The 18,538-nt window shown below is 65.2% G+C and carries 13 protein-coding genes; 9 read left to right on the forward strand and 4 right to left on the reverse strand.

Annotation, left to right across the window (positions count from 1 at the left end; translation table 11 throughout):
• Window positions 1–107 precede the first annotated feature (107 nt).
• Together rpoC and M9H71_RS23195 are read left to right on the forward strand one after the other, a co-directional pair.
• Window positions 108–4,310, forward strand: a complete 4,203-nt coding sequence (rpoC, locus tag M9H71_RS23190) for a DNA-directed RNA polymerase subunit beta' (protein ID WP_455407222.1) — start codon at window positions 108–110, stop codon at window positions 4,308–4,310.
• 137 nt (window positions 4,311–4,447) lie between these two features.
• The gene (locus M9H71_RS23195) at window positions 4,448–5,536 is read left to right on the forward strand and encodes a helix-turn-helix transcriptional regulator (RefSeq protein ID WP_455407223.1); all 1,089 of its coding nucleotides are present in this window, start codon (window positions 4,448–4,450) and stop codon (window positions 5,534–5,536) included.
• 124 nt (window positions 5,537–5,660) lie between these two features.
• Here M9H71_RS23195 and M9H71_RS23200 read toward each other — a convergent pair whose 3' ends face one another.
• A complete protein-coding gene (locus M9H71_RS23200) occupies window positions 5,661–5,903 on the reverse strand; it encodes a hypothetical protein (protein WP_455407224.1) in 243 nt (80 codons plus the stop codon).
• Between M9H71_RS23200 and M9H71_RS23205 the strand changes: the two genes are divergently transcribed.
• The 3 genes from M9H71_RS23205 (at window position 5,886) to M9H71_RS23215 (ending at window position 10,971) form a co-directional block, all read left to right on the forward strand.
• Window positions 5,886–6,365, forward strand: a complete 480-nt coding sequence (locus tag M9H71_RS23205; RefSeq protein WP_455407225.1) for a hypothetical protein — start codon at window positions 5,886–5,888, stop codon at window positions 6,363–6,365. The genes M9H71_RS23200 and M9H71_RS23205 overlap by 18 nt on opposite strands.
• A gap of 284 nt (window positions 6,366–6,649) precedes the next feature.
• Window positions 6,650–8,713 carry an FAD-dependent oxidoreductase gene (locus M9H71_RS23210; protein ID WP_455407226.1) on the forward strand — a complete coding sequence of 688 codons (2,064 nt, stop codon included), beginning with the start codon at window positions 6,650–6,652 and terminating at the stop codon, window positions 8,711–8,713.
• A gap of 119 nt (window positions 8,714–8,832) precedes the next feature.
• Window positions 8,833–10,971 (forward strand): ABC transporter ATP-binding protein, encoded by a 2,139-nt coding sequence (locus tag M9H71_RS23215; protein ID WP_455407227.1) that lies wholly within the window; start codon window positions 8,833–8,835, stop codon window positions 10,969–10,971.
• A 79-nt stretch (window positions 10,972–11,050) separates the two neighbouring features.
• On the opposite strand, the gene M9H71_RS23220 is transcribed toward M9H71_RS23215, so the two are convergent.
• Window positions 11,051–11,512: a MarR family winged helix-turn-helix transcriptional regulator gene (locus tag M9H71_RS23220; RefSeq protein ID WP_455407228.1), complete on the reverse strand. Its 462-nt coding sequence runs from the start codon at window positions 11,510–11,512 to the stop codon at window positions 11,051–11,053.
• Window positions 11,513–11,652: 140 nt separating this feature from the next.
• On the opposite strand from M9H71_RS23220, the gene M9H71_RS23225 reads away from it, so the two are divergent.
• Both M9H71_RS23225 and M9H71_RS23230 read left to right on the forward strand, forming a co-directional pair.
• Window positions 11,653–12,081 carry a VOC family protein gene (locus M9H71_RS23225; RefSeq protein ID WP_455407229.1) on the forward strand — a complete coding sequence of 143 codons (429 nt, stop codon included), beginning with the start codon at window positions 11,653–11,655 and terminating at the stop codon, window positions 12,079–12,081.
• A 194-nt stretch (window positions 12,082–12,275) separates the two neighbouring features.
• Window positions 12,276–13,481, forward strand: coding sequence for an MFS transporter (locus M9H71_RS23230; protein ID WP_455407230.1), 1,206 nt, complete (start codon window positions 12,276–12,278; stop codon window positions 13,479–13,481).
• 42 nt (window positions 13,482–13,523) lie between these two features.
• On the opposite strand, the gene M9H71_RS23235 is transcribed toward M9H71_RS23230, so the two are convergent.
• Window positions 13,524–13,925, reverse strand: a complete 402-nt coding sequence (locus tag M9H71_RS23235; RefSeq protein ID WP_455407231.1) for a MerR family transcriptional regulator — start codon at window positions 13,923–13,925, stop codon at window positions 13,524–13,526.
• A gap of 65 nt (window positions 13,926–13,990) precedes the next feature.
• On the opposite strand from M9H71_RS23235, the gene M9H71_RS23240 reads away from it, so the two are divergent.
• Window positions 13,991–16,120, forward strand: a complete 2,130-nt coding sequence (locus M9H71_RS23240; RefSeq protein ID WP_455407232.1) for a heavy metal translocating P-type ATPase — start codon at window positions 13,991–13,993, stop codon at window positions 16,118–16,120.
• On the opposite strand, the gene M9H71_RS23245 is transcribed toward M9H71_RS23240, so the two are convergent.
• A complete protein-coding gene (locus tag M9H71_RS23245; RefSeq protein WP_455407233.1) occupies window positions 16,115–17,332 on the reverse strand; it encodes a YbfB/YjiJ family MFS transporter in 1,218 nt (405 codons plus the stop codon). The two genes, M9H71_RS23240 and M9H71_RS23245, sit on opposite strands and share 6 nt — an antisense overlap.
• Window positions 17,333–17,428: 96 nt before the next feature.
• Here M9H71_RS23245 and M9H71_RS23250 point away from each other — a divergent pair, with 96 nt between their 5' ends.
• Complete coding sequence (locus M9H71_RS23250) at window positions 17,429–18,310, forward strand: LysR substrate-binding domain-containing protein (protein WP_455407234.1); 882 nt, start codon at window positions 17,429–17,431, stop codon at window positions 18,308–18,310.
• Window positions 18,311–18,538 lie beyond the last annotated feature (228 nt).

The raw sequence follows: 18,538 nt of genomic DNA on the forward strand, positions 1-18,538 counted from the left end.
GCCGGCCGCCGGGTGTCTCTGCCGCGCCAGCGCGACGCGCGCGGCGGGGAATGCCTCTGGAATTCCGATTTTGCGGCCGGTGACGACCGGCACGCGAGGAGATGGCGATGAACCAGGAAATTATGAATCTGTTCAATCCGACGACGCCGGCTCAGGTCTTCGACCAGATCCGGATCTCGATCGCGTCGCCGGAGAAGATTCTGTCGTGGTCGTACGGTGAAATCAAGAAGCCGGAAACGATCAACTATCGTACCTTCAAGCCCGAGCGCGACGGCCTGTTCTGCGCCCGCATCTTCGGGCCGATCAAGGACTACGAGTGCTTGTGCGGCAAGTACAAGCGGATGAAGTACAAGGGCATCATCTGCGAGAAGTGCTCGGTCGAAGTCACGCTCAGCCGCGTCCGTCGCGAGCGCATGGGCCACATCGAGCTGGCCGCGCCGGTCGCCCATATCTGGTTCCTGAAGTCCTTGCCGTCGCGCATCGGGCAGTTGCTCGACATGACGCTGAAGGACCTCGAGCGCATCCTGTACTTCGAATACTACGTGGTGCTGGAGCCGGGCCTCACCGACCTCAAGGAGCGTCAGCTCCTGTCGGAGGGGGAGTACCTGCGCGCCCAGGATCAGTACGGCCAGGATTCGTTCACCGCGATGATCGGCGCCGAGGCGATCCGTGAGCTGCTGAAGGGCCTCGAACTCGAAAAGATCGACGCGCAGCTCCGCGCCGAGATGGCCGAGACCGATTCCGACATCAAGCACAAGAAGCTCGCCAAGCGGCTGAAGATCGTCGAGGCGTTCCGCTATTCCGGCAACAAGCCGGAGTGGATGATCCTCACCGTCGTGCCGGTGATCCCGCCGGACCTCCGCCCGCTGGTGCCGCTCGACGGCGGCCGGTTCGCGACCTCGGACCTGAACGATCTGTATCGCCGCGTCATCAACCGTAACAACCGCTTGAAGCGGCTGATGGAGCTGCGCGCGCCGGACATCATCATCCGCAACGAAAAGCGCATGCTGCAGGAAGCTGTGGACGCGCTGTTCGACAACGGCCGCCGCGGCCGCGTCATCACCGGCGCCAACAAGCGCCCGCTGAAGTCGCTCGCCGACATGCTGAAGGGCAAGCAGGGCCGGTTCCGTCAGAACCTGCTCGGCAAGCGCGTCGACTATTCGGGCCGTTCGGTGATCGTGGTCGGTCCCGAGCTCAAGCTGCATCAGTGCGGCCTGCCGAAGAAGATGGCGCTCGAACTGTTCAAGCCGTTCATCTACTCGCGGCTCGACGCCAAGGGGCTGTCGACCACCGTCAAGCAGGCCAAGAAGCTGGTCGAGAAGGAGCGGCCGGAGGTCTGGGACATCCTCGACGAGGTGATCCGCGAACATCCGGTGCTGCTGAACCGCGCCCCGACGCTGCATCGCCTCGGCATTCAGGCGTTCGAGCCGGTGCTGATCGAGGGTAAGGCGATCCAGCTTCACCCGCTGGTTTGCTCGGCGTTCAACGCCGACTTCGACGGCGACCAGATGGCCGTGCACGTTCCGCTGTCGCTCGAAGCGCAGCTCGAAGCGCGCGTGCTGATGATGTCGACCAACAACATCCTGCATCCGGCGAACGGTCAGCCGATCATCGTGCCGTCGCAGGACATCGTGCTCGGCCTTTACTACCTGTCGATCATGCGGGAAGGCCTGCCGGGCGAGGGCAAGGTGTTTGCCGACCTCGCCGAGCTCGAGCATGCCCTGTACGCGAAGGTCATCCACCTCCACACCAAGATCAGGTATCGCTGGCACTGGGTGGGTGAGGATGGCAAGGAAACCGTCCGCCTGATCGAGACCACTCCGGGCCGCATCCTGCTCGGCCAGGTGCTGCCGAAGTCGCCGAAACTGCCGTTCGACGTCATCAACAAGCTGATGACCAAGCGCGAGATTTCCGGCGTCATCGACCAAGTCTATCGCCACTGCGGTCAGAAGGAGACGGTGATCTTCTGCGACCGGATCATGGCGCTCGGCTTCTTCAACGCGTTCAAGGCCGGCATTTCGTTCGGCAAGGACGACATGGTCGTGCCCGGCTCGAAGTGGAAGATCGTCGACACGACCCGGACGCTGGCGAAGGATTTCGAGCAGCAGTACAACGACGGTCTGATCACCCACGGCGAGAAGTACAACAAGGTGGTCGACGCCTGGTCGAAGGCCACCGAGGAAATCGCCAAGGAGATGATGAAGGAGATCTCCGCGGTTCGGAAGGCGCCGGACGGCTCCGAACAGCAGGTCAACTCGATCTACATGATGGCCCACTCCGGTGCGCGTGGTTCGCCCGCGCAGATGCGTCAGCTCGCCGGTATGCGCGGCCTGATGGCCAAGCCGTCGGGTGAGATCATCGAGACGCCGATCATTTCCAACTTCAAGGAAGGTCTGTCGGTTCTCGAGTACTTCAACTCGACCCACGGCGCCCGTAAGGGTCTGGCCGACACCGCGCTGAAGACCGCGAACTCGGGTTACCTGACCCGGCGTCTGGTCGACGTGGCGCAGGACTGCATCATCACGCAGGCCGACTGCGGCACTTCGCTCGGCATCAAGATGCGGGCGATCGTCGACGCCGGCACCGTGGTCGCTTCGCTGGGCAGCCGTATCCTCGGCCGCACCGCGGGCGAGGACGTGCGCGACCCGGCCACCAACGAGATCATCGTCAAGCGCGGCGATCTGATGGAGGAGCGGGACGTCGAGGCGATCCACCAGGCCGGCGTGCAGGAAGTGAAGATCCGCTCGGCGCTGACCTGCGAGCTGGTCAACGGCATCTGCGGCAAGTGCTACGGGCGCGATCTTGCCCGCGGTACTCCGGTCAACCACGGCGAAGCGGTCGGCGTGATCGCGGCGCAGTCGATCGGCGAGCCGGGCACCCAGCTCACGATGCGCACCTTCCACATCGGCGGCGCGGCGCAGATCAACGAGCAGTCGGTGATCGAGTCGAACTTCGACGGCAAGATCGTGATCAAGAACCGCGCCATCGCCCGCAACGGCGAAGGCCACAATGTTGCGATGGTCCGCAACATGGTGATCGCGATCGTCGATCCGGACGGCACTGAGCGTGCGACCCATCGCATTCAGTACGGCGCGCGCGTGCACGTCGACGAGGGCGATATGGTCAAGCGCGGCCAGCGCATCGCCGAGTGGGATCCGTACACCCGGCCGATCCTGACCGAGGTCGAGGGCACGATCGGGTTCGAGGATCTGATCGAGGATCAGTCGATCTCCGAAACGCTCGACGAGTCGACCGGTATCGCCAAGCGTATCGTCATCGACTGGCGTTCGACCCGCGGCGGCGCCGACCTGCGTCCGGCGATCGTGATCAAGGGCAAGGACGGCAAGGTGCTGAAGCTGGCACGCGGCGGTGACGCCCGCTACATGCTGTCGGTCGACGCCATCCTGTCGGTCGACGTCGGCGCCCAGGTCAAGCCCGGCGACATCCTCGCGCGTATCTCGACCGAGAGCGCCAAGACCCGCGACATCACCGGCGGTCTGCCGCGGGTGGCGGAGCTGTTCGAGGCACGGCGGCCGAAGGATGCGGCGATCATCGCCGAGATCGCCGGCACCATCCGGTTCGGTCGCGACTACAAGAACAAGCGCCGGCTCTCGATCGAGCCGCTCGACAAGAACGAGGAGCCGCGCGAGTACCTGATCCCGAAGGGCAAGCACATCCACTTGCAGGACGGCGACGTCGTCGAAAAGGGCGACTTCATCGTCGAGGGCAATCCGGCGCCGCACGACATCCTGGCGATCAAGGGCATCGAGGAACTCGCGGCCTATCTCGTCAATGAAATCCAGGAGGTCTATCGACTCCAGGGCGTGTTGATCAACGACAAGCACATCGAGGTGATCGTTCGCCAGATGCTGCAGAAGATCGAGGTCACCGACCAGGGCGAGACCGACATGATCTCGGGCGAGCAGGTCGACAAGATCGAGTTCAACGCGCTCAACGCCAAGGCGGTCGAGGAGGGCAAGAAGCCCGCCACCGGCAACCCGGTGCTGCTCGGCATCACCAAGGCGTCGCTGCAGACCCGCTCATTCTTCTCGGCGGCCTCGTTCCAGGAGACCACCCGCGTGCTCACCGAAGCCGCGGTCAACGGCAAGGTCGATCCGCTGGAAGGCCTCAAGGAAAACGTCATCGTCGGCCGGCTGATCCCGGCGGGCACCGGCGCCTCGATGGCCAAGATCCGCGAAGTCGCGGTGAAGCGCGACCGGCTGATCCTCGACGAGCGCGAGAAGCAGGCGGCGATCGTGCCGGCCGCTGCGCCGGAAGCCGAGCCGCTGTCGCTGCCGCCGGCGGAATAACCGCCGCGGGAGCGCCTACAACATCGAAAGGCCGGGAGCGATCCCGGCCTTTTTATTTGACGAGCCGGTATTCTCAGCCGAGGGATGGGCTCAAGTCGGGTACGATCGATTATTGCCGCCGGGCGGAGGGCAATCCGTTGGACCTGTTGCGCCATATCGATGGCATTTACGAAGCCGCGGCTGCGCCGGAGCGCTGGCAGCCGTTGCTCGACGCGCTGGCATCCGATATCGGCGCTTGGGGAGCTATCCTGATTGCGGCCCGGGGCGTTGCTTTTACGACGCGCGCGGCGTCAAACGACAACATCTTGCGGCTCAGCCTCGATTATCCGTTGCGATATCCAGAGAACAAGCGTGCCGCGCGTCTGATCGCATCCGATCATGCCGGCTTTGTCACCGAGAACGATCTGCTCGCGCCTGGAGAGACGTACCTCGACAGTTCTTACGAGGACTATCTCATTCCTATGGGAATCGGACGCGGCGTGGCCACTACGATCCCGGCACCCTCGGGTGATACCATGATCATTCATGCCGAGTACCCCTACGCCAAGGAGCCGGTCGATCCTGCTATCGTGAAAGGGCTCGACGCCTTGCGTCCGCACTTTGCCCGCGCCGCTTTGTTGTCATCGCGTCTCGGTATGGAGCAGGCCCGCGGAATGGCTCGCGCACTTGAAATCATCGGCCTGCCCGGGGCTGTGCTGGAGTCCGGCGGCCGGCTGCTGGCCGCCAATACGCTCTTCCAGGCGTTGATCCCCACCGTGATCCAGGACCGCCGCGAAGGTGTCTCGCTGACCAGCTCCGGCGCCGACGCGTTGCTGCGATCTGCGCTGGGGCGGCACGCCGCGACGGGGCATCTGGCCACGACGGCGTCCATTCCGATTCCCGCCGCGGACGATCGGTCGGCCATGATCGTTCATCTGGTTCCGATCCGCGGATTGGCCCATGACATTTTCACGCAGGCCGAGATGCTTCTGGTGATCACTCCGGTCGATCGCGCTGTTGTCCCAAAAGCGGAAGTCATTCAGGGGCTGTTCGACCTCACGCCGGCTGAAGCCCGTGTCGCCCGAAGCATCGGGGAGACCCGCTCGGTCGAGGATATTGCGGCTGCCCAAGGCATCTCGCGCGAAACCGTCCGCGCCCAGCTGAAGGCGGTGCTGGCGAAGACGGGCGTATCGCGCCAACAGGAACTCGTGAGCCTGCTGGCGGGCCGGCACCTGCCTTTGTCCTGACGCCGGCAAACTCCGCCCGGCTGGGCTCCTGGACGGATGCCTAACCCAAACGGGTGATGCAGAGGTACCGCAGCCATCGCAAGCTGTATTTCGACGCAGAAGCGCGAATAGCCGCATGAGAACCTCAGACGTTGTCGCCGATTTGTGGGTCCGGGCGCACGCGCCGGATCCGAGGTTGCCGCTCCTCGGTGATCGCTGGCCGCAGGCCGCGAGGGTCACGACGGACAGCTCGATACGTGTCGTTCGATCGGAGCTTGAATTGCAGGACGTCGGCCGTCTCCGCGCCCAGGTCCGGGCAGCCCGAGCCGGACAGCCACATGCTGGCGGGGAGGTCGGCGACAGGCTTGCGGTGGAAGAGATCGATCATTGCAGCCTGGTGTTCGTCGCCGAACATCAGGGGCGAGAGCTTGCCACCGTCAGACTGTCGCGCGCCGCCGACGCGCTCGGCGATTCCCACCTCGCGCCGCTGGTCGAGGCCGTGGAGCCGGTCGACCTTGCCGTCACGGTCGTTGTGTCAAGGTTCGCCGTATTGCCCGAGCGCCGCGCCCGTGCCATGGCGCTCCCGATGTTCTTTCAGGCCTATCGCAGCATGCACTTGGCCGGTGCGCGGTGCAGCTTCATGACGATCCACGCTACGATGGTCGAGGTGTTTGCGGAGTTCGGCTGGAAGCGGACCGGCAATGTTGTCGACGATCCGGTCGCCGGCGAGATGCAGATCGTGCGTCACGACCTGCTGGATATGACTCTGCTGCGCGCCGTCGACTCGCCGCTGGCGAGCATCGCAAGCGATTTCTTCCGCCACGAGGGCCACGTCGCGACGCCGCGCTGATGCGATTGATGCTCGAAAGCAGCCGGCTCTTCGCCAGGCTTTTTCGTTTCGGTACAGCGTTTTACCCCGGATCGTACGGCCCGTTCATCTTTCCTTCAGGTGCAAAAGCCCTTGCTATAGGTTGAATCCACGGTTCAGAACCGGGGTGCGGGTTTCGACGTCAAAATCAGCCTCAAGCCATTGAAGCCACGCTGGTTTTCTCAGAGAATCACGGCCCGGACAGGAGCCGCGGGGAGAACCGGCACGCGCGGCGGACGCTGCGGCGATGTTTCTGAAAGAACACGATGTTTGACCTTGCAATCGTTGGTGGCGGCCCGGGCGGGCTGATGAGCGCCTGGTATCTCAAACGCAAGCTCGGGGGCCTGTGCAAGGTCACCATCTTCGAAGCCTCCGACCGGCTCGGCGGCAAGATCGTCACCCAAAAATTCGAAACCGCGCCGGCGATGTACGAGGCCGGTGTCGCCGAGCTGTACGACTACTCGATGTCCGGCCCGGACCCGTTGCGCGAACTGGTGCAGCATTTCGGCCTGCAGACTATCCCGATGGACGCCGAGCAGGTGCAGCTCGACGGCGAGCTGCTCAACGATGTGCCCGGCATGCGCAAGAAGTACGGCGACAAGACCGCCGAGGCGATCGTCGCGTTCCGCAAGAAATGCACCGAGCAGATCACGCCGACCGAGTATTACGAAGGCGTCGGCGCGCACGACAACGAACACCCCTGGGCCTGGACCAATTGCGAGCAGTTGCTCGACAAGGAGATCGAGGACCCGACCGCCAAGCGCTTCTTCAAGGTGATGGCGAGATCCGACATCGCCACCGAGAGCCACAACACCAACGGCCTCAACGCGCTCAAGAATTTCGTGATGGATATCGACGGCTATATCGGCCTGTATTCGATCCAGAACGGCAACGAGCAACTGATCGAGTGCCTGCGTTCCGAGATCGACGCCGAGATCCAGTTCAACCACCGCGTCCTCAAGGTCGGCAAGACCGAGAGCGGGCGCTACGAGCTGAACATGATGAACGGCAAGGGGCCGGAGACGCGCGATTTCGATCTCGTGCTGATGTGCCTGCCGCACAACTGGCTCGCCACGCTGAGCTGGGGCAACGAGCAGCTCCGCAAGGCGATGGTCAAGCACGTCGCCTATTTCGACCGCCCGGCGCACTACTTGCGGATCTCGCTGCTGTTCGATTCCCCGTTCTGGGGCGACAAGATTCCCGGCTCCTGGTTCATGTCGGAAGCGTTCGGCGGCTGCTGCGTCTACAACGAGGGATCGCGCCACGACGTCGGCAAATACGGCGTGCTCAACTTCCTGATCGCCGGCTCGGACGCGCTGGCGTTCTCCAACCTCACCGACAACGAACTGATCGAGCTGGCGCTGAAGTCGCTGCCGGCCGAGATCGGCGACGTCCGCGGCCATTTCCTCGAAGGCAAGACCCATCGCTGGCTGTCGTCGGTGAACTGCATCCCCGGCGGCCTGCCGGTGCGCGACGTCATGACCAATCATCGCCCCGAACCGAAGAACCATCCGGGCTTCGTCATCGTCGGCGACTATCTGTTCGACTCGACGCTGAACGGTCTGCTGGATTCCTCGGACGCCGCCACCGATATCATCGTCACCGAGACGATGAAGCTGCGCCGGGCTCGTGCCGCCGACGGCAAGCCGGTGTCCGACAAGATCGACCGCGACTATTTCGAGAACTACCGCAACCAGGGCCCGTATCGCGAGGTCTGGAGCCGGTTTACCGATCCGGACTATCTGATCCAGACCATCAAGACGGTATGGGACGCGCCGCACGGCTACAAGCTGCTGGTCGCCGGCTCCGCCAGCGGCGAGCTGGTCGGAGCGCTGCGGCAGCGCGGCGTCGATGCTTATGGCGTCGAGAACAACCGCTTCATCCACGGCAAGACGCCGGAGGCGCTGAAGCCCTACAACAAGCTGGGCTCGATCGCCGAGCTGCCGTTCGCGGACGAGGAATTCGATTTCGTGTTCGAGACCAGCCTGTGCCACGTCGCGGAGAACCGCGTGGTCAAGGCGATCCGCGAGCTGCACCGCGTCGCCCGCACCGGTCTGGTGTTCGGCTCGGTGACCAGCGACATGGATGCGGGCGTCATCGACCGCTACGACCTGTTGCGTGGCATCAAGAAGCTCGGCACCTGGTGGGAGTGGTCGGAACTGTTCTTCTCCAACGGCTTCGACCTGTCGGTGCATCGCAACGATTGCGGCGACGCGTTGTGGGAGCTCGCGGTGAAAGCGGGCAGGGGCCCCGGCCACTGGTACAGCGACGCCGACAGCCTGCGCTATTCGTTCTTCGACAAGGTCGATGACGAGGACGACGACGACTGAGCGTGAGGTCGTCGCGGACGGCCTGCGTTCGCTTCAGCAAATTCGGCGCCGTGGCTTGAACAAGTCACGGCGCCGCTCATTGTAGTCGTGCTGTCCGGCCACCCAGCGGTTTTCGATTCATGGCGCGCAAGCCCAATCCTCCTACCACCCCGGCGCCGGCCGACAACGCTGCCGCAATGCCCTCGGCCGGCTCTGACGCAGGCAGCTCTGCCCCAGGTAGTTCTGCCTCCGGCCCTGAAGGCGCCGCACCGGTCTCGCCGCTGGACGAGAAGTTCGCGCTTCCCGTCGGCGCCGCGGCGCCGGTGGTTCCGACCACCAAACCGCCGGTGAAGCAGCTCATCGCCGACAAGACTCCCGCCGCTCCTCTGCCGGGCGCCAAGGAGGCCGCCGAGGACGACGACGACCAAGAAGAGGAAGACGACGAGGAGGACGATGATGACGACGACGAGGAGCTCGTCGTCTTCACCGCCCGCGAGGCCGCCGGCGCGTTCGCCACGATCGCCGGCTTCATCCGGCCGGTGGTGGTCAACTACAAGAAGATGCTGGCGTTCGTGGTGTTCGGCGTGGTCGTCGAGACGCTGTTCAACGTCATCATGCCGCTCAGCCTCAAATTCCTGATCGACGACGCGCTCGGCGAAGAGGATTTCCGCGAGCTCTACAAGATCCTGTCGATCCTCGGCGTCGCCGGCATCATCACCTCGATCGTCGCGGTGTGGTACGAGCGCTGGGACGCGCGGCTCGCCGCCGCGGTGGTGGCGGATGTCCGCACCAGGGTGTTCGAGCACGTCCAGCGCCTGCCGGCCGGCTATTTTGCCCGCACCAAGCGCGGCGAGATCCTGTCGCGGTTCTCGATCGACATGGCGGCGTTCGAAAGCGTGGTGGAAATCCTCGCCAACACCGCGCTGCTGCCGTTTCTCGAGCTGATCGCCGGCATCATCCTGATGCTGTTCCTGAACTGGCAGCTCGCTGTGGTGGCGCTGCTGATCTTCCCGATCACCCTGATCGGGCCGCGCATCCTGACGCCGAAGGCGGTGCAGGCGAACTACGAGCAGAAGGTGCAGGAGGCCGGGTTGCTCGGCCTGGTGCAGGAGAATGTCGGCGCCCAGGCGGTCGTCAAGGCGTTCAGCCTGCAGCGCAAGATGTTCGGCTTCTTCTCGCTGCGCAATCAGGCGACGCGCCAGAAGATGGCGCAGGCCACCTTCCTGACTTCGATGGTCGAGCGCAGCGTCACCGTCTCGGTGCTGATGCTGCATCTTTTGGTGCTGGCGCTTGGTGCATATCTGGCGACCACCGGCCAGATCACGGTCGGCACCTTCGTCACCTTCGAGAGCGCGTTCTGGGAGGTGTCGTACAACATCGCTCATCTGATGCAGTTCATCCCGGTGTCGATCCAGGCGGCCGCCGCGGTGCGCCACATGCAGGAGCTGCTCGACGAGAAAACCCCGATCGCCGATCGGCAGGGCGCCGCCGAGCTGCCGCGGATCGTCGACAACATCGCGTTCGAGCGGGTGTCGTTCGCCTATGAGGGCGCCGAGCAGCCGGTGATCGACAATCTCAGCCTCAAGCTGAAGGCCGGCAAGACCATCGCGATCGTCGGCCCGAGCGGCTCGGGCAAGAGCACGCTGCTCAACATGGTGCTGCGGCTGTACGACCCGACCGAAGGCCGGATTACGATCGACGGCGTCGACATCCGCAACGTGACGCTGGATTCGCTGCGGAGGAGCATGGCCGTGGTGTTCCAGGAGAACATGCTGTTCAACATGTCGATCCGCGACAACATCCGGCTCGGCAAGGAAGGCGCGACCGACGCCGAAGTCGTGCAGGCTGCGAAGAAGGCGGAGATCCACCGCTTCATCATGAGCCTGCCGGAGAAATACGACACCGTGGTCGGCGAGCGCGGCGACACACTGTCCGGCGGCCAGCGCCAGCGCATCGCCATCGCCCGCGCCATCGTCCGCGATCCGTCGGTGCTGCTGCTCGACGAGGCGACCTCGGCGCTCGACCAGACCACCGAAGCGGCGATCAACAAGACGCTGATGAAACTGGCGCGCGGCCGCACCATGATCTTCTCGACCCACCGCCTGACCTCGGTGGTCGATATGGACGAGATCGTCGTCGTCTCCGGCGGTCAGGCGATCGAGCGCGGCTCGCACCAGGAACTGCTCGCCAAGAACGGCGCCTATCGCAAGCTGTGGGACGACCAGAAGCGCCACGGTGCCGGCGACGATGATGATGATGACGATGATGACGACGAGTGAGCGGCGCGCTTCCGCGGCCGCTGCGCGATAGAGTCCGTGAAAGCGGCTGCGGCTGTCGTCGTGGAACGGGCCGCGGCCCTTAGGTGACGGCCCCGTCGAGGCGGCCGAGCACAGTCAGCTCGGCGCGAACGGCGTCCGCATCGGCGAGATCGGCTTCGATCTCCGCGTGCAGCTTGCGCCAGATCGGCACCGCTGCGGCCAGCGTCTTGCGCCCCGCAGGCGTCAGCCGCAGCAGCCGGGCGCGCCGGTCCGCCGGATCGATCAGCACCTCGAGCAGATTGCGTCGCTCCAGCGGCTTGAGGTTCGCCGTCAGCGTCGTGCGATCCATCGCCAGTAGCGTGGCAACGCTGCCGAGCGGGGCGGGCTGTGGCCGGTTGAGCGACATCAGCAGAGAGAACTGACCGCTGGTGAGGCCGGCCGGCTTCAGCGCGAGATCGAACCGCCGAGCGAGTGCCCGCGCCGCGCGTTGGGCGTGCAGGCACAGGCAGGTGTCGCGCACCAGCAGCGTGGTTTCGAAACTCGGTTCGGTCGATGCGCGCATCAGAGAACAGCTCTTGACAGTGAGGAGCGATATAGGTTGATATCAACCTAATTGCGTAGGATCAAGCGCCGCGGACGGCGAGGCTCGGGCGTAGCCCGAGCGGCATCCATCGCGCCATGTAAAACGGGGAGGAGAATTGCATGAAGATCGTGACCAGCCTGAGCTTCCGGGGGCAGTGCCGCGAGGCGTTCGAGTTCTATGCCGAGGTGCTGGGCGGCAAGATCACTGCTGCGTTTCCCTATAGCGACGCGCCGCCGGAGATGCCGATCAGCGATCCGAAGTACAAGACCTGGCTGATGCACTGCTGGCTCGAGGTCGGCGACCAGGCGCTGATGGGCGCCGACATGGACACCGGCTGGGCATCCAACATCGACAAGCCGAAGAACGGTTTCGACGTCACCCTGCACACCCACGACAAGGCCGAGGCGCAGCGCTGGTACGAGCGATTGTCCGAGGGTGGCAAGCCGATGATGCCGTTCGGCGAGACGTTCTGGTCGCCCGGGTACGGCTCGCTGGTCGATCGCTTCGGCATTCCTTGGATGATCAACACGCTGCCGGCGGCGGCCTGACGGCGGCGCAAGCCCTTCAACGTCATTGCGAGCGAAGCGAAGCAATCCAGCTTCGCGCATTGAGCTGGATGGCTTCGTCGCGGAGCCTGTGCCCGGACGGCGCATCGCGCCGATCCGGGTGCTCCTCGCAATGACGGCAAGGCTTACGCAGCCATGGCTCGCGCAACCATGGCTCGCGCAACACGGAAACAACCATGAACCAGTCCTATCGTTGGGTGATCGTTGCGGCCGGCGGCGTGCTCGGCTGCGTGGCCGCCGGCGCGATGTTCTCGCTGCCGGTGCTGCTGCGGCCGATGTCGCAGGACACCGGCTGGTCGGTCACCGGGATCTCGACTGCGATGACGATCGGCTTCCTGGCGATGGCGGCCGCCAGCATGGTGTGGGGCAATCTGTCGGACAGGTTCGGCCCGCGCCCCGTGGTGCTGACCGGTTCGGTGGTGCTGGCGGCCAGTCTCGCGCTCGCCAGCCGCGCGACGTCGTTGATCGAATTCCAGTTGCTGTTCGGCGCTCTGGTCGGCGCGGCCACCGCCGCCGTGTTCGCCCCGATGATGGCCTGCGTCACCGGCTGGTTCGACACCGGGCGGGGTCTTGCGGTGTCGCTGGTCTCCGCCGGGATGGGGATGGCGCCGCTGACGATGGCGCCGCTGACGGCGTGGCTGGTGACGATCCACGATTGGCGCGGCGCGATGCAGATCATCGCTGTGATCACCGCCGCGCTGATGATCCCGGCAGCCCTGCTGGTGCTACGCCCACCGGCGCTCGAAGCTGGCAGCGGCGAGATGGCGTCGGCTGATGCGCAGGACGAGATGACGGTCGGGCAGGCGGTGCGCTCGCCGCAATTCGTCACGCTGATGCTCGCCAACTTCTTCTGCTGCGCGACCCATTCCGGCCCGATCTTCCACACCGTCAGCTACGCGGTGACCTGCGGCATCCCGATGATCGCGGCGACCTCGATCTACAGCGTCGAGGGGCTGTCCGGGATGTTCGGCCGGATCGGCTTCGGCCTCGCCGGCGACCGCTTTGGCGCGCAGCGCGTGCTGGTCATCGGTCTGCTCGCGCAGGCGTTCGGCGTGCTGGCGTATGCCTTCGTGGGCGGGCTCGGCGGCTTCTATGCGGTCGCGGTCGCCGTCGGCTTCATCTACGCCGGCACCATGCCGCTCTACGCCGTGATCATCCGCGAGAACTTTCCGCTGCGGATGATGGGCACGATCGTCGGCGGCACAGCGATGGCCGGCAGCCTCGGCATGTCGACCGGCCCGGTGCTGGGCGGGCTGATCTACGATGCCTATGGCAGCTACGCTCCGATGTACGTCGCCTCCTGCGGCATGGGCCTCGCCGCGATGCTGATCCTGGCGACGTTCCGGCCGTTTCCGCGGCGGGCGGAATTGGCGGTGGCGTAGGCGACGGCGACGGCCGCTGCGCCGGTAGCAGCGCGGTCGCCGCTACGGCGACAGCGCCTCGATAATGCGGCAGTCGGCGACAGTGCCGCAGTCACACTGCGTGATCATGTGATTCAGCTCCCGGCGCAGCGCCTGCAGGTCTGCGATCTTGCGGTCGACTTCGGCCAGATGCTGCTTGGCGATCGTGTCGATGGCATCGCAGGAGCGTTCCCGCTCGTCAGACAGATCCAAAAGCGCACGGATCTGATCGAGTGAAAAGCCGAGATCGCGCGCCCGTCGGATGAAGCTCAGACGGTTGAGATGCTCGGTCGTGTAGGCGCGGTAGTTGCCCGGCGTGCGCGCCGGGGCCGACAGCAATCCGATCCGCTCGTAATACCGGATGGTTTCGACCTTGGTGTCCGTCTGGCGCCCGAGATCCCCAATCGCGAGATGGTCCGTCGGCATGTCTTGACCCTGTAGCTGCTACAGGGTGCATATGGGGTGTCACAACGCTTTGTCGAGGTGATGCCATGGCGACCGACGCCTACAGAATTCGCGTAGAAGGCATGGACTGCGCCTCCTGCGCGCTCAAGATCGAGACGGCGATGCAGCGGCTGTCGGGTGTCGCGGATGTTCGCGTCAGCTACTCCGCCGGCACCTTGGCCCTTCGGCTTGATCGGGACAGGATTTCGCCGAGCACCATCGACGAACAGCTTCGCTCGCTCGGTTACCGACCGCTGGCGACCGCGTCGTCGCCAAGCAGCCTCGCGACAGAACGACAACGCCTGCCGTGGTGGCAGGACGCGAAGCTGCAATCGGTCATGATCGCAGCGGCGGTGTTTGCTCTGGCGTTCGCCTTAGCGCAGTTCCTTCCGGCCTTCGAGCGATGGCTCTATTCCGCAGCGGCCGCGGTCTGTCTGATCCCGATCGCACGTCGGGCCTTGATCGGCGCGCGTTCGGGATCCCCGTTCAGCATCGAAACGCTGATGAGCGTTGCGGCGATCGGCGCGGTCATGATCGGCGAGGCCGAGGAGGCGGCCGTGGTCATCGTTCTGTTCAGCGTGGGTGAATGGCTGGAGACTTTCGCGGCGGGGCGCGCGCGATCCGGGATTGAAGCGCTGATCGACGTGGTGCCGCGCACCGCGAGGCGACTGCGCGATGGTTCAGACGAAGTCGAGGAGATTCCGGCTGCCGACCTCATGATCGGAGATGTCGTCGTGGTGCGTCCCGGCGACCGCATCCCGTCGGACGGCACAGTGATCGACGGCCGTTCCGATGTGAACGAAGCGCCGATCACCGGCGAATCCATGCCGGTCGGCAAAGCCATCGGCGATCATGTCTATGCCGGCAGCATCAACGCAAACGGCGAGCTGCGCGTCGAGACGACGAATGCGGCGGCCGACAACACGATTGCGCGCATCATTTACCTCGTCGCAGAAGCGCAGGAATCCAAGGCGCCGACGGAGCGGATGATCGATCGTCTCAGTCGTTGGTATACGCCCGCAGCCATGCTGGTGGCGCTTCTTGTTGTCGTCGTGCCGCCGCTTGGTTTCGGCGAGGATTGGACGACCTGGATCTATCGCGGACTCGCCACGCTGCTGATCGCGTGTCCATGTGCACTTGTCATTTCGACACCGGCGGCGATCGCTTCAGGCCTAGCGGCGGGCGCCCGCAAAGGGCTGCTGATCAAAGGCGGCGCGACATTGGAGACGCTCGGCAAAGTCAAGACCGTCGCCTTCGACAAGACCGGCACGCTGACGCTGGGTCGGCCTCAGGTGACCGACGTCATTTCCGTGATCGGCGATGAAGACCTCGTCCTCGCCCGCGCGGCGGCTGTCGAAGGCAACACCAACCACCCGATCGGACAGGCGATCGTCCGGACCGCGAAGGAGCGCAAGCTGCAGCTTCCTGTGGCGTTTGGAGGCAGTCAGGCGGTCCCGGGCAAGGCGGTCTCGGCACGCCTCAAAGATGGCTTCGCCTTCGTTGGGTCACCACGCTTTGCGGCAGAGCGGACGACGATTCCGCCGGAGCTTGCGGCGACGATCTCCCGTCTCGAACGAGAGGGTAAAACCGTCGTGGTGCTGATCTCTGGAAAGACCTGCGACGGAGCGATTGCGCTGCGCGACGAGCCGCGTCCGGATGCGGCAGGCGCTTTGCGGCAACTCGCATCCAAAGGCATCGCGGTGGTCATGCTGACGGGCGACAACGCGCGAACGGCGGGTGCCATCGCGGACCGACTTGGCATGGAGGTCCGCGCGGAGCTTCTGCCCGATGCCAAGCTGGCCGAGATTAGTCGCCTGAAGGAAGTATCCCCCGTGGCGATGGTCGGCGACGGCATCAATGATGCGCCGGCGCTCGCGGCTGCTTCCGTCGGCATCGCCATGGGGGGAGGAACGGACGTGGCGCTGGAGACCGCTGATGCTGCGCTACTGAACGACCGCGCACATGGCGTTGCGGACCTGATTGCGCTGTCGCAGGCGACGCTCGGCAACATCTGGCAGAACATCTCGATCGCGCTCGGGCTGAAGGCGGTGTTCCTCGCCACCAGCCTGCTCGGCGTGACGACGTTGTGGATGGCGATCCTCGCCGACACCGGCGCCACCGTCCTGGTCACCGCGAATGCCCTCAGACTGCTGCGGTGGCGGGTGTCAGAGTCATGATGCCGGATGAGAGGCGGCAGGCTCGGCGTCGCGGCAGAGCCAGGCTGTGCTGATCGCCAGCAGCAGGGTGGAGGCGGCGCTGGCCCAGGCCATGCTGTCCCAGCCGGCCCAGGTGCCGGTTCCGAGCAGGCGAATGACGACCGGCCCGATGATCTGCCCGACGGCGAACGCCACCGTCATCCGCGCCAGCAGCGGCGTCGGATTGGCGGGACACAGCTCGCGGGCAAGCTGAAGTCCGGCCATCGTCGCGACCATGAAAGTGCCGCCGACCAGTACGGCGGAGGCGGCGAGGGACCACAGCGCGTGGCTGATCAGCGGCAGCGCCGTGCCGATCGCCATCGTCCCTTGCGCCAGCGCCCACACCCGCCGCCGCGGCCAGCCGTGGAGGCGATGCGCCGCCAGCGCCACCGACACGGCGGCGGCCAGCCCGAACAGCGGCCAGGTGATGCCGAACACCAACGGGTTCGCGGTCAACTCCCGCGCCATCGCCGGCAGGAAGGTGGCCGGAATGATGTAGCCGAAGCCGAAGACGCCGTAACACGCCACGATGTCCCACTGACGATCCGCACTCTTCGTCGCGAGTTGCGCGTGCGCAGGCGTGCCTGCCGGTGGCGGCGCGCTGGTGCGGCGTCCGAGGCCGGCGGCGACGATGATCGTGCCGAGGGCCGTGATCGTTCCGAGCTCGAGCCACAGCGCGGAAGCTGTCTGCTGCCCGCCGAGCCAGGCGATCGTCCCCGCCAGCGCAATGCCGAGGCCGACGCCGCAATAGATCCAGGCGCCGAGCTGCGCGCTGTGGCGCCGCGCCAGTTCGGTGAGGCACCAACTGCTGGCGCACACCAGCGCCCATGCGCTGCAGACCCCGGACACCGCGCGCAGCACGGCGCCGACAAGCTCCATCGAGCCGCGATCGATCCACGCCGGCGCCATCGTCGACAGCACGATGCCGATCAGCGACAAGCGCAAGCCGCGCTGCGGATCGCCGGCAAAGATCGAGGCGGTCAGCGCGCCCACAAGATAGCCGGCGTAGTTCGCCGCCGCCCATTCGGCGCCGGCGGCGGCATTCAAGGTGCCGTCGCGCATCATCAGCGGCAATAGCGGCGTGAACGCGAACCGGCCGATCCCCATCGCGGCGGCGAGCGCCATAGTGCCGCTCATGACGATCAGCCAGGTCGGCGGATGAAGGTTGGCGGCTTCGACGGAAGTGCGGTGCATCAGGTTGCCCGATCAAGCCAAGCGAGGCGTCGACACCACCAGATCGGGCCAGCATTGAAAACTGAATTATTCTGAACTACCGTTCTCGATATGAGAATGATGGACCTCGACGACCTCGAGATTTTCCGCGCCGTCGTCAGGGAGGGCGGGGTCACCCGCGCGGCGGACCGGCTGCACCGGGTGCCGTCCAACGTCACCACTCGCATCAAGCAGTTCGAGGAGCGGATCGGGCACAGCCTGTTTCGCCGGCAGGGGCGCGGTCTGGTTCTCACCGATGTCGGCCGCACCCTGCTGAGCCACGCCGAACGTCTGCTGCAATTGGCCGATGCCGCGGAGCAGGAGTTGCGCAGCGGCAAGGCGAGGGGCGTGCTGCGGCTGGGGTCTCTGGAAAGCGCGGCCGGGGTGCGGTTGCCGCCACTGCTCTCGCGCTTTCATGCGCGCTATCCCGACATCGCGATCCAGATGACGACCGACACCACCGGTGCGCTGCTTCGGCAGTTGGAGCGGTTCGAGATCGACGCCGCCTTCGTCTCCGAACCGTTCGAGCCGGGACGTTTCACCTCGGTCGCGGCGTTCGACGAAGAGCTGGTGCTGATCACCGCCAAGGGCGTCCGCCCGCTGCGCCGCTCCGCCGACCTCGGCGGCAAGACCGTGGTGGCGTTTCCGCACGGCTGCTCCTACCGCCGGCGCCTGATGGAATGGTTGGCATCGGAAGGCGTATCACCCGACCGTATTCTCGACCTCGGCTCGTATCACGCCATCGTCGCCTGCGTCGCGGCCGGCTCCGGCATCGCCATCGTGCCCGCAGGCGTGCTTGATCACGCCGCTTTGGGCACGGCGGTGGATCGCCATCCACTACCGGCCAAACTGCGAAACAACCGGACGCATCTGGTCTGGTCCGGCGACCCCGGTTCGCCGCTGCAAGCCCTGATGGCGCTGCTGCCGAATGCGGGAGTGAGGCGGCGGGGCGCTGGATAGCAGGCGGTGGTCCGATCGGGCGCAATTTGCGCGAGGCTCGTCCTTCGACCGCTCTGATTGTCGGAGCAGGCGTGCTGCCTTGTTTGCAGGAGACGGGATGGGCTGCTGGTGACCCGAAGGAGACATCGACACGCCTGTGACGATCCGTTGCACACCGGTGAAATCCGTTAGCTCCGCTCAAATTTTCCAGACAATCGAGGAGGCTTTAGCAGGCTGTTGAAGAAGTCT

The sequence above is a fragment of the Rhodopseudomonas parapalustris genome (assembly GCF_053772255.1).

Excerpts from the sequence above, each read along its gene's own strand:
- rpoC (WP_455407222.1), top strand. The coding sequence starts at position 108 with ATGAACCAGGAAATTATGAATCTGTTCAATCCGACGACGCCGGCTCAG.
- M9H71_RS23200 (WP_455407224.1), bottom strand. The coding sequence starts at position 5,903 with ATGATCGATCTCTTCCACCGCAAGCCTGTCGCCGACCTCCCCGCCAGC.
- M9H71_RS23210 (WP_455407226.1), top strand. The coding sequence starts at position 6,650 with ATGTTTGACCTTGCAATCGTTGGTGGCGGCCCGGGCGGGCTGATGAGC.
- M9H71_RS23215 (WP_455407227.1), top strand. The coding sequence starts at position 8,833 with ATGGCGCGCAAGCCCAATCCTCCTACCACCCCGGCGCCGGCCGACAAC.
- M9H71_RS23220 (WP_455407228.1), bottom strand. The coding sequence starts at position 11,512 with ATGCGCGCATCGACCGAACCGAGTTTCGAAACCACGCTGCTGGTGCGC.
- M9H71_RS23225 (WP_455407229.1), top strand. The coding sequence starts at position 11,653 with ATGAAGATCGTGACCAGCCTGAGCTTCCGGGGGCAGTGCCGCGAGGCG.
- M9H71_RS23230 (WP_455407230.1), top strand. The coding sequence starts at position 12,276 with ATGAACCAGTCCTATCGTTGGGTGATCGTTGCGGCCGGCGGCGTGCTC.
- M9H71_RS23235 (WP_455407231.1), bottom strand. The coding sequence starts at position 13,925 with ATGCCGACGGACCATCTCGCGATTGGGGATCTCGGGCGCCAGACGGAC.
- M9H71_RS23240 (WP_455407232.1), top strand. The coding sequence starts at position 13,991 with ATGGCGACCGACGCCTACAGAATTCGCGTAGAAGGCATGGACTGCGCC.
- M9H71_RS23245 (WP_455407233.1), bottom strand. The coding sequence starts at position 17,332 with ATGCACCGCACTTCCGTCGAAGCCGCCAACCTTCATCCGCCGACCTGG.
- M9H71_RS23250 (WP_455407234.1), top strand. The coding sequence starts at position 17,429 with ATGATGGACCTCGACGACCTCGAGATTTTCCGCGCCGTCGTCAGGGAG.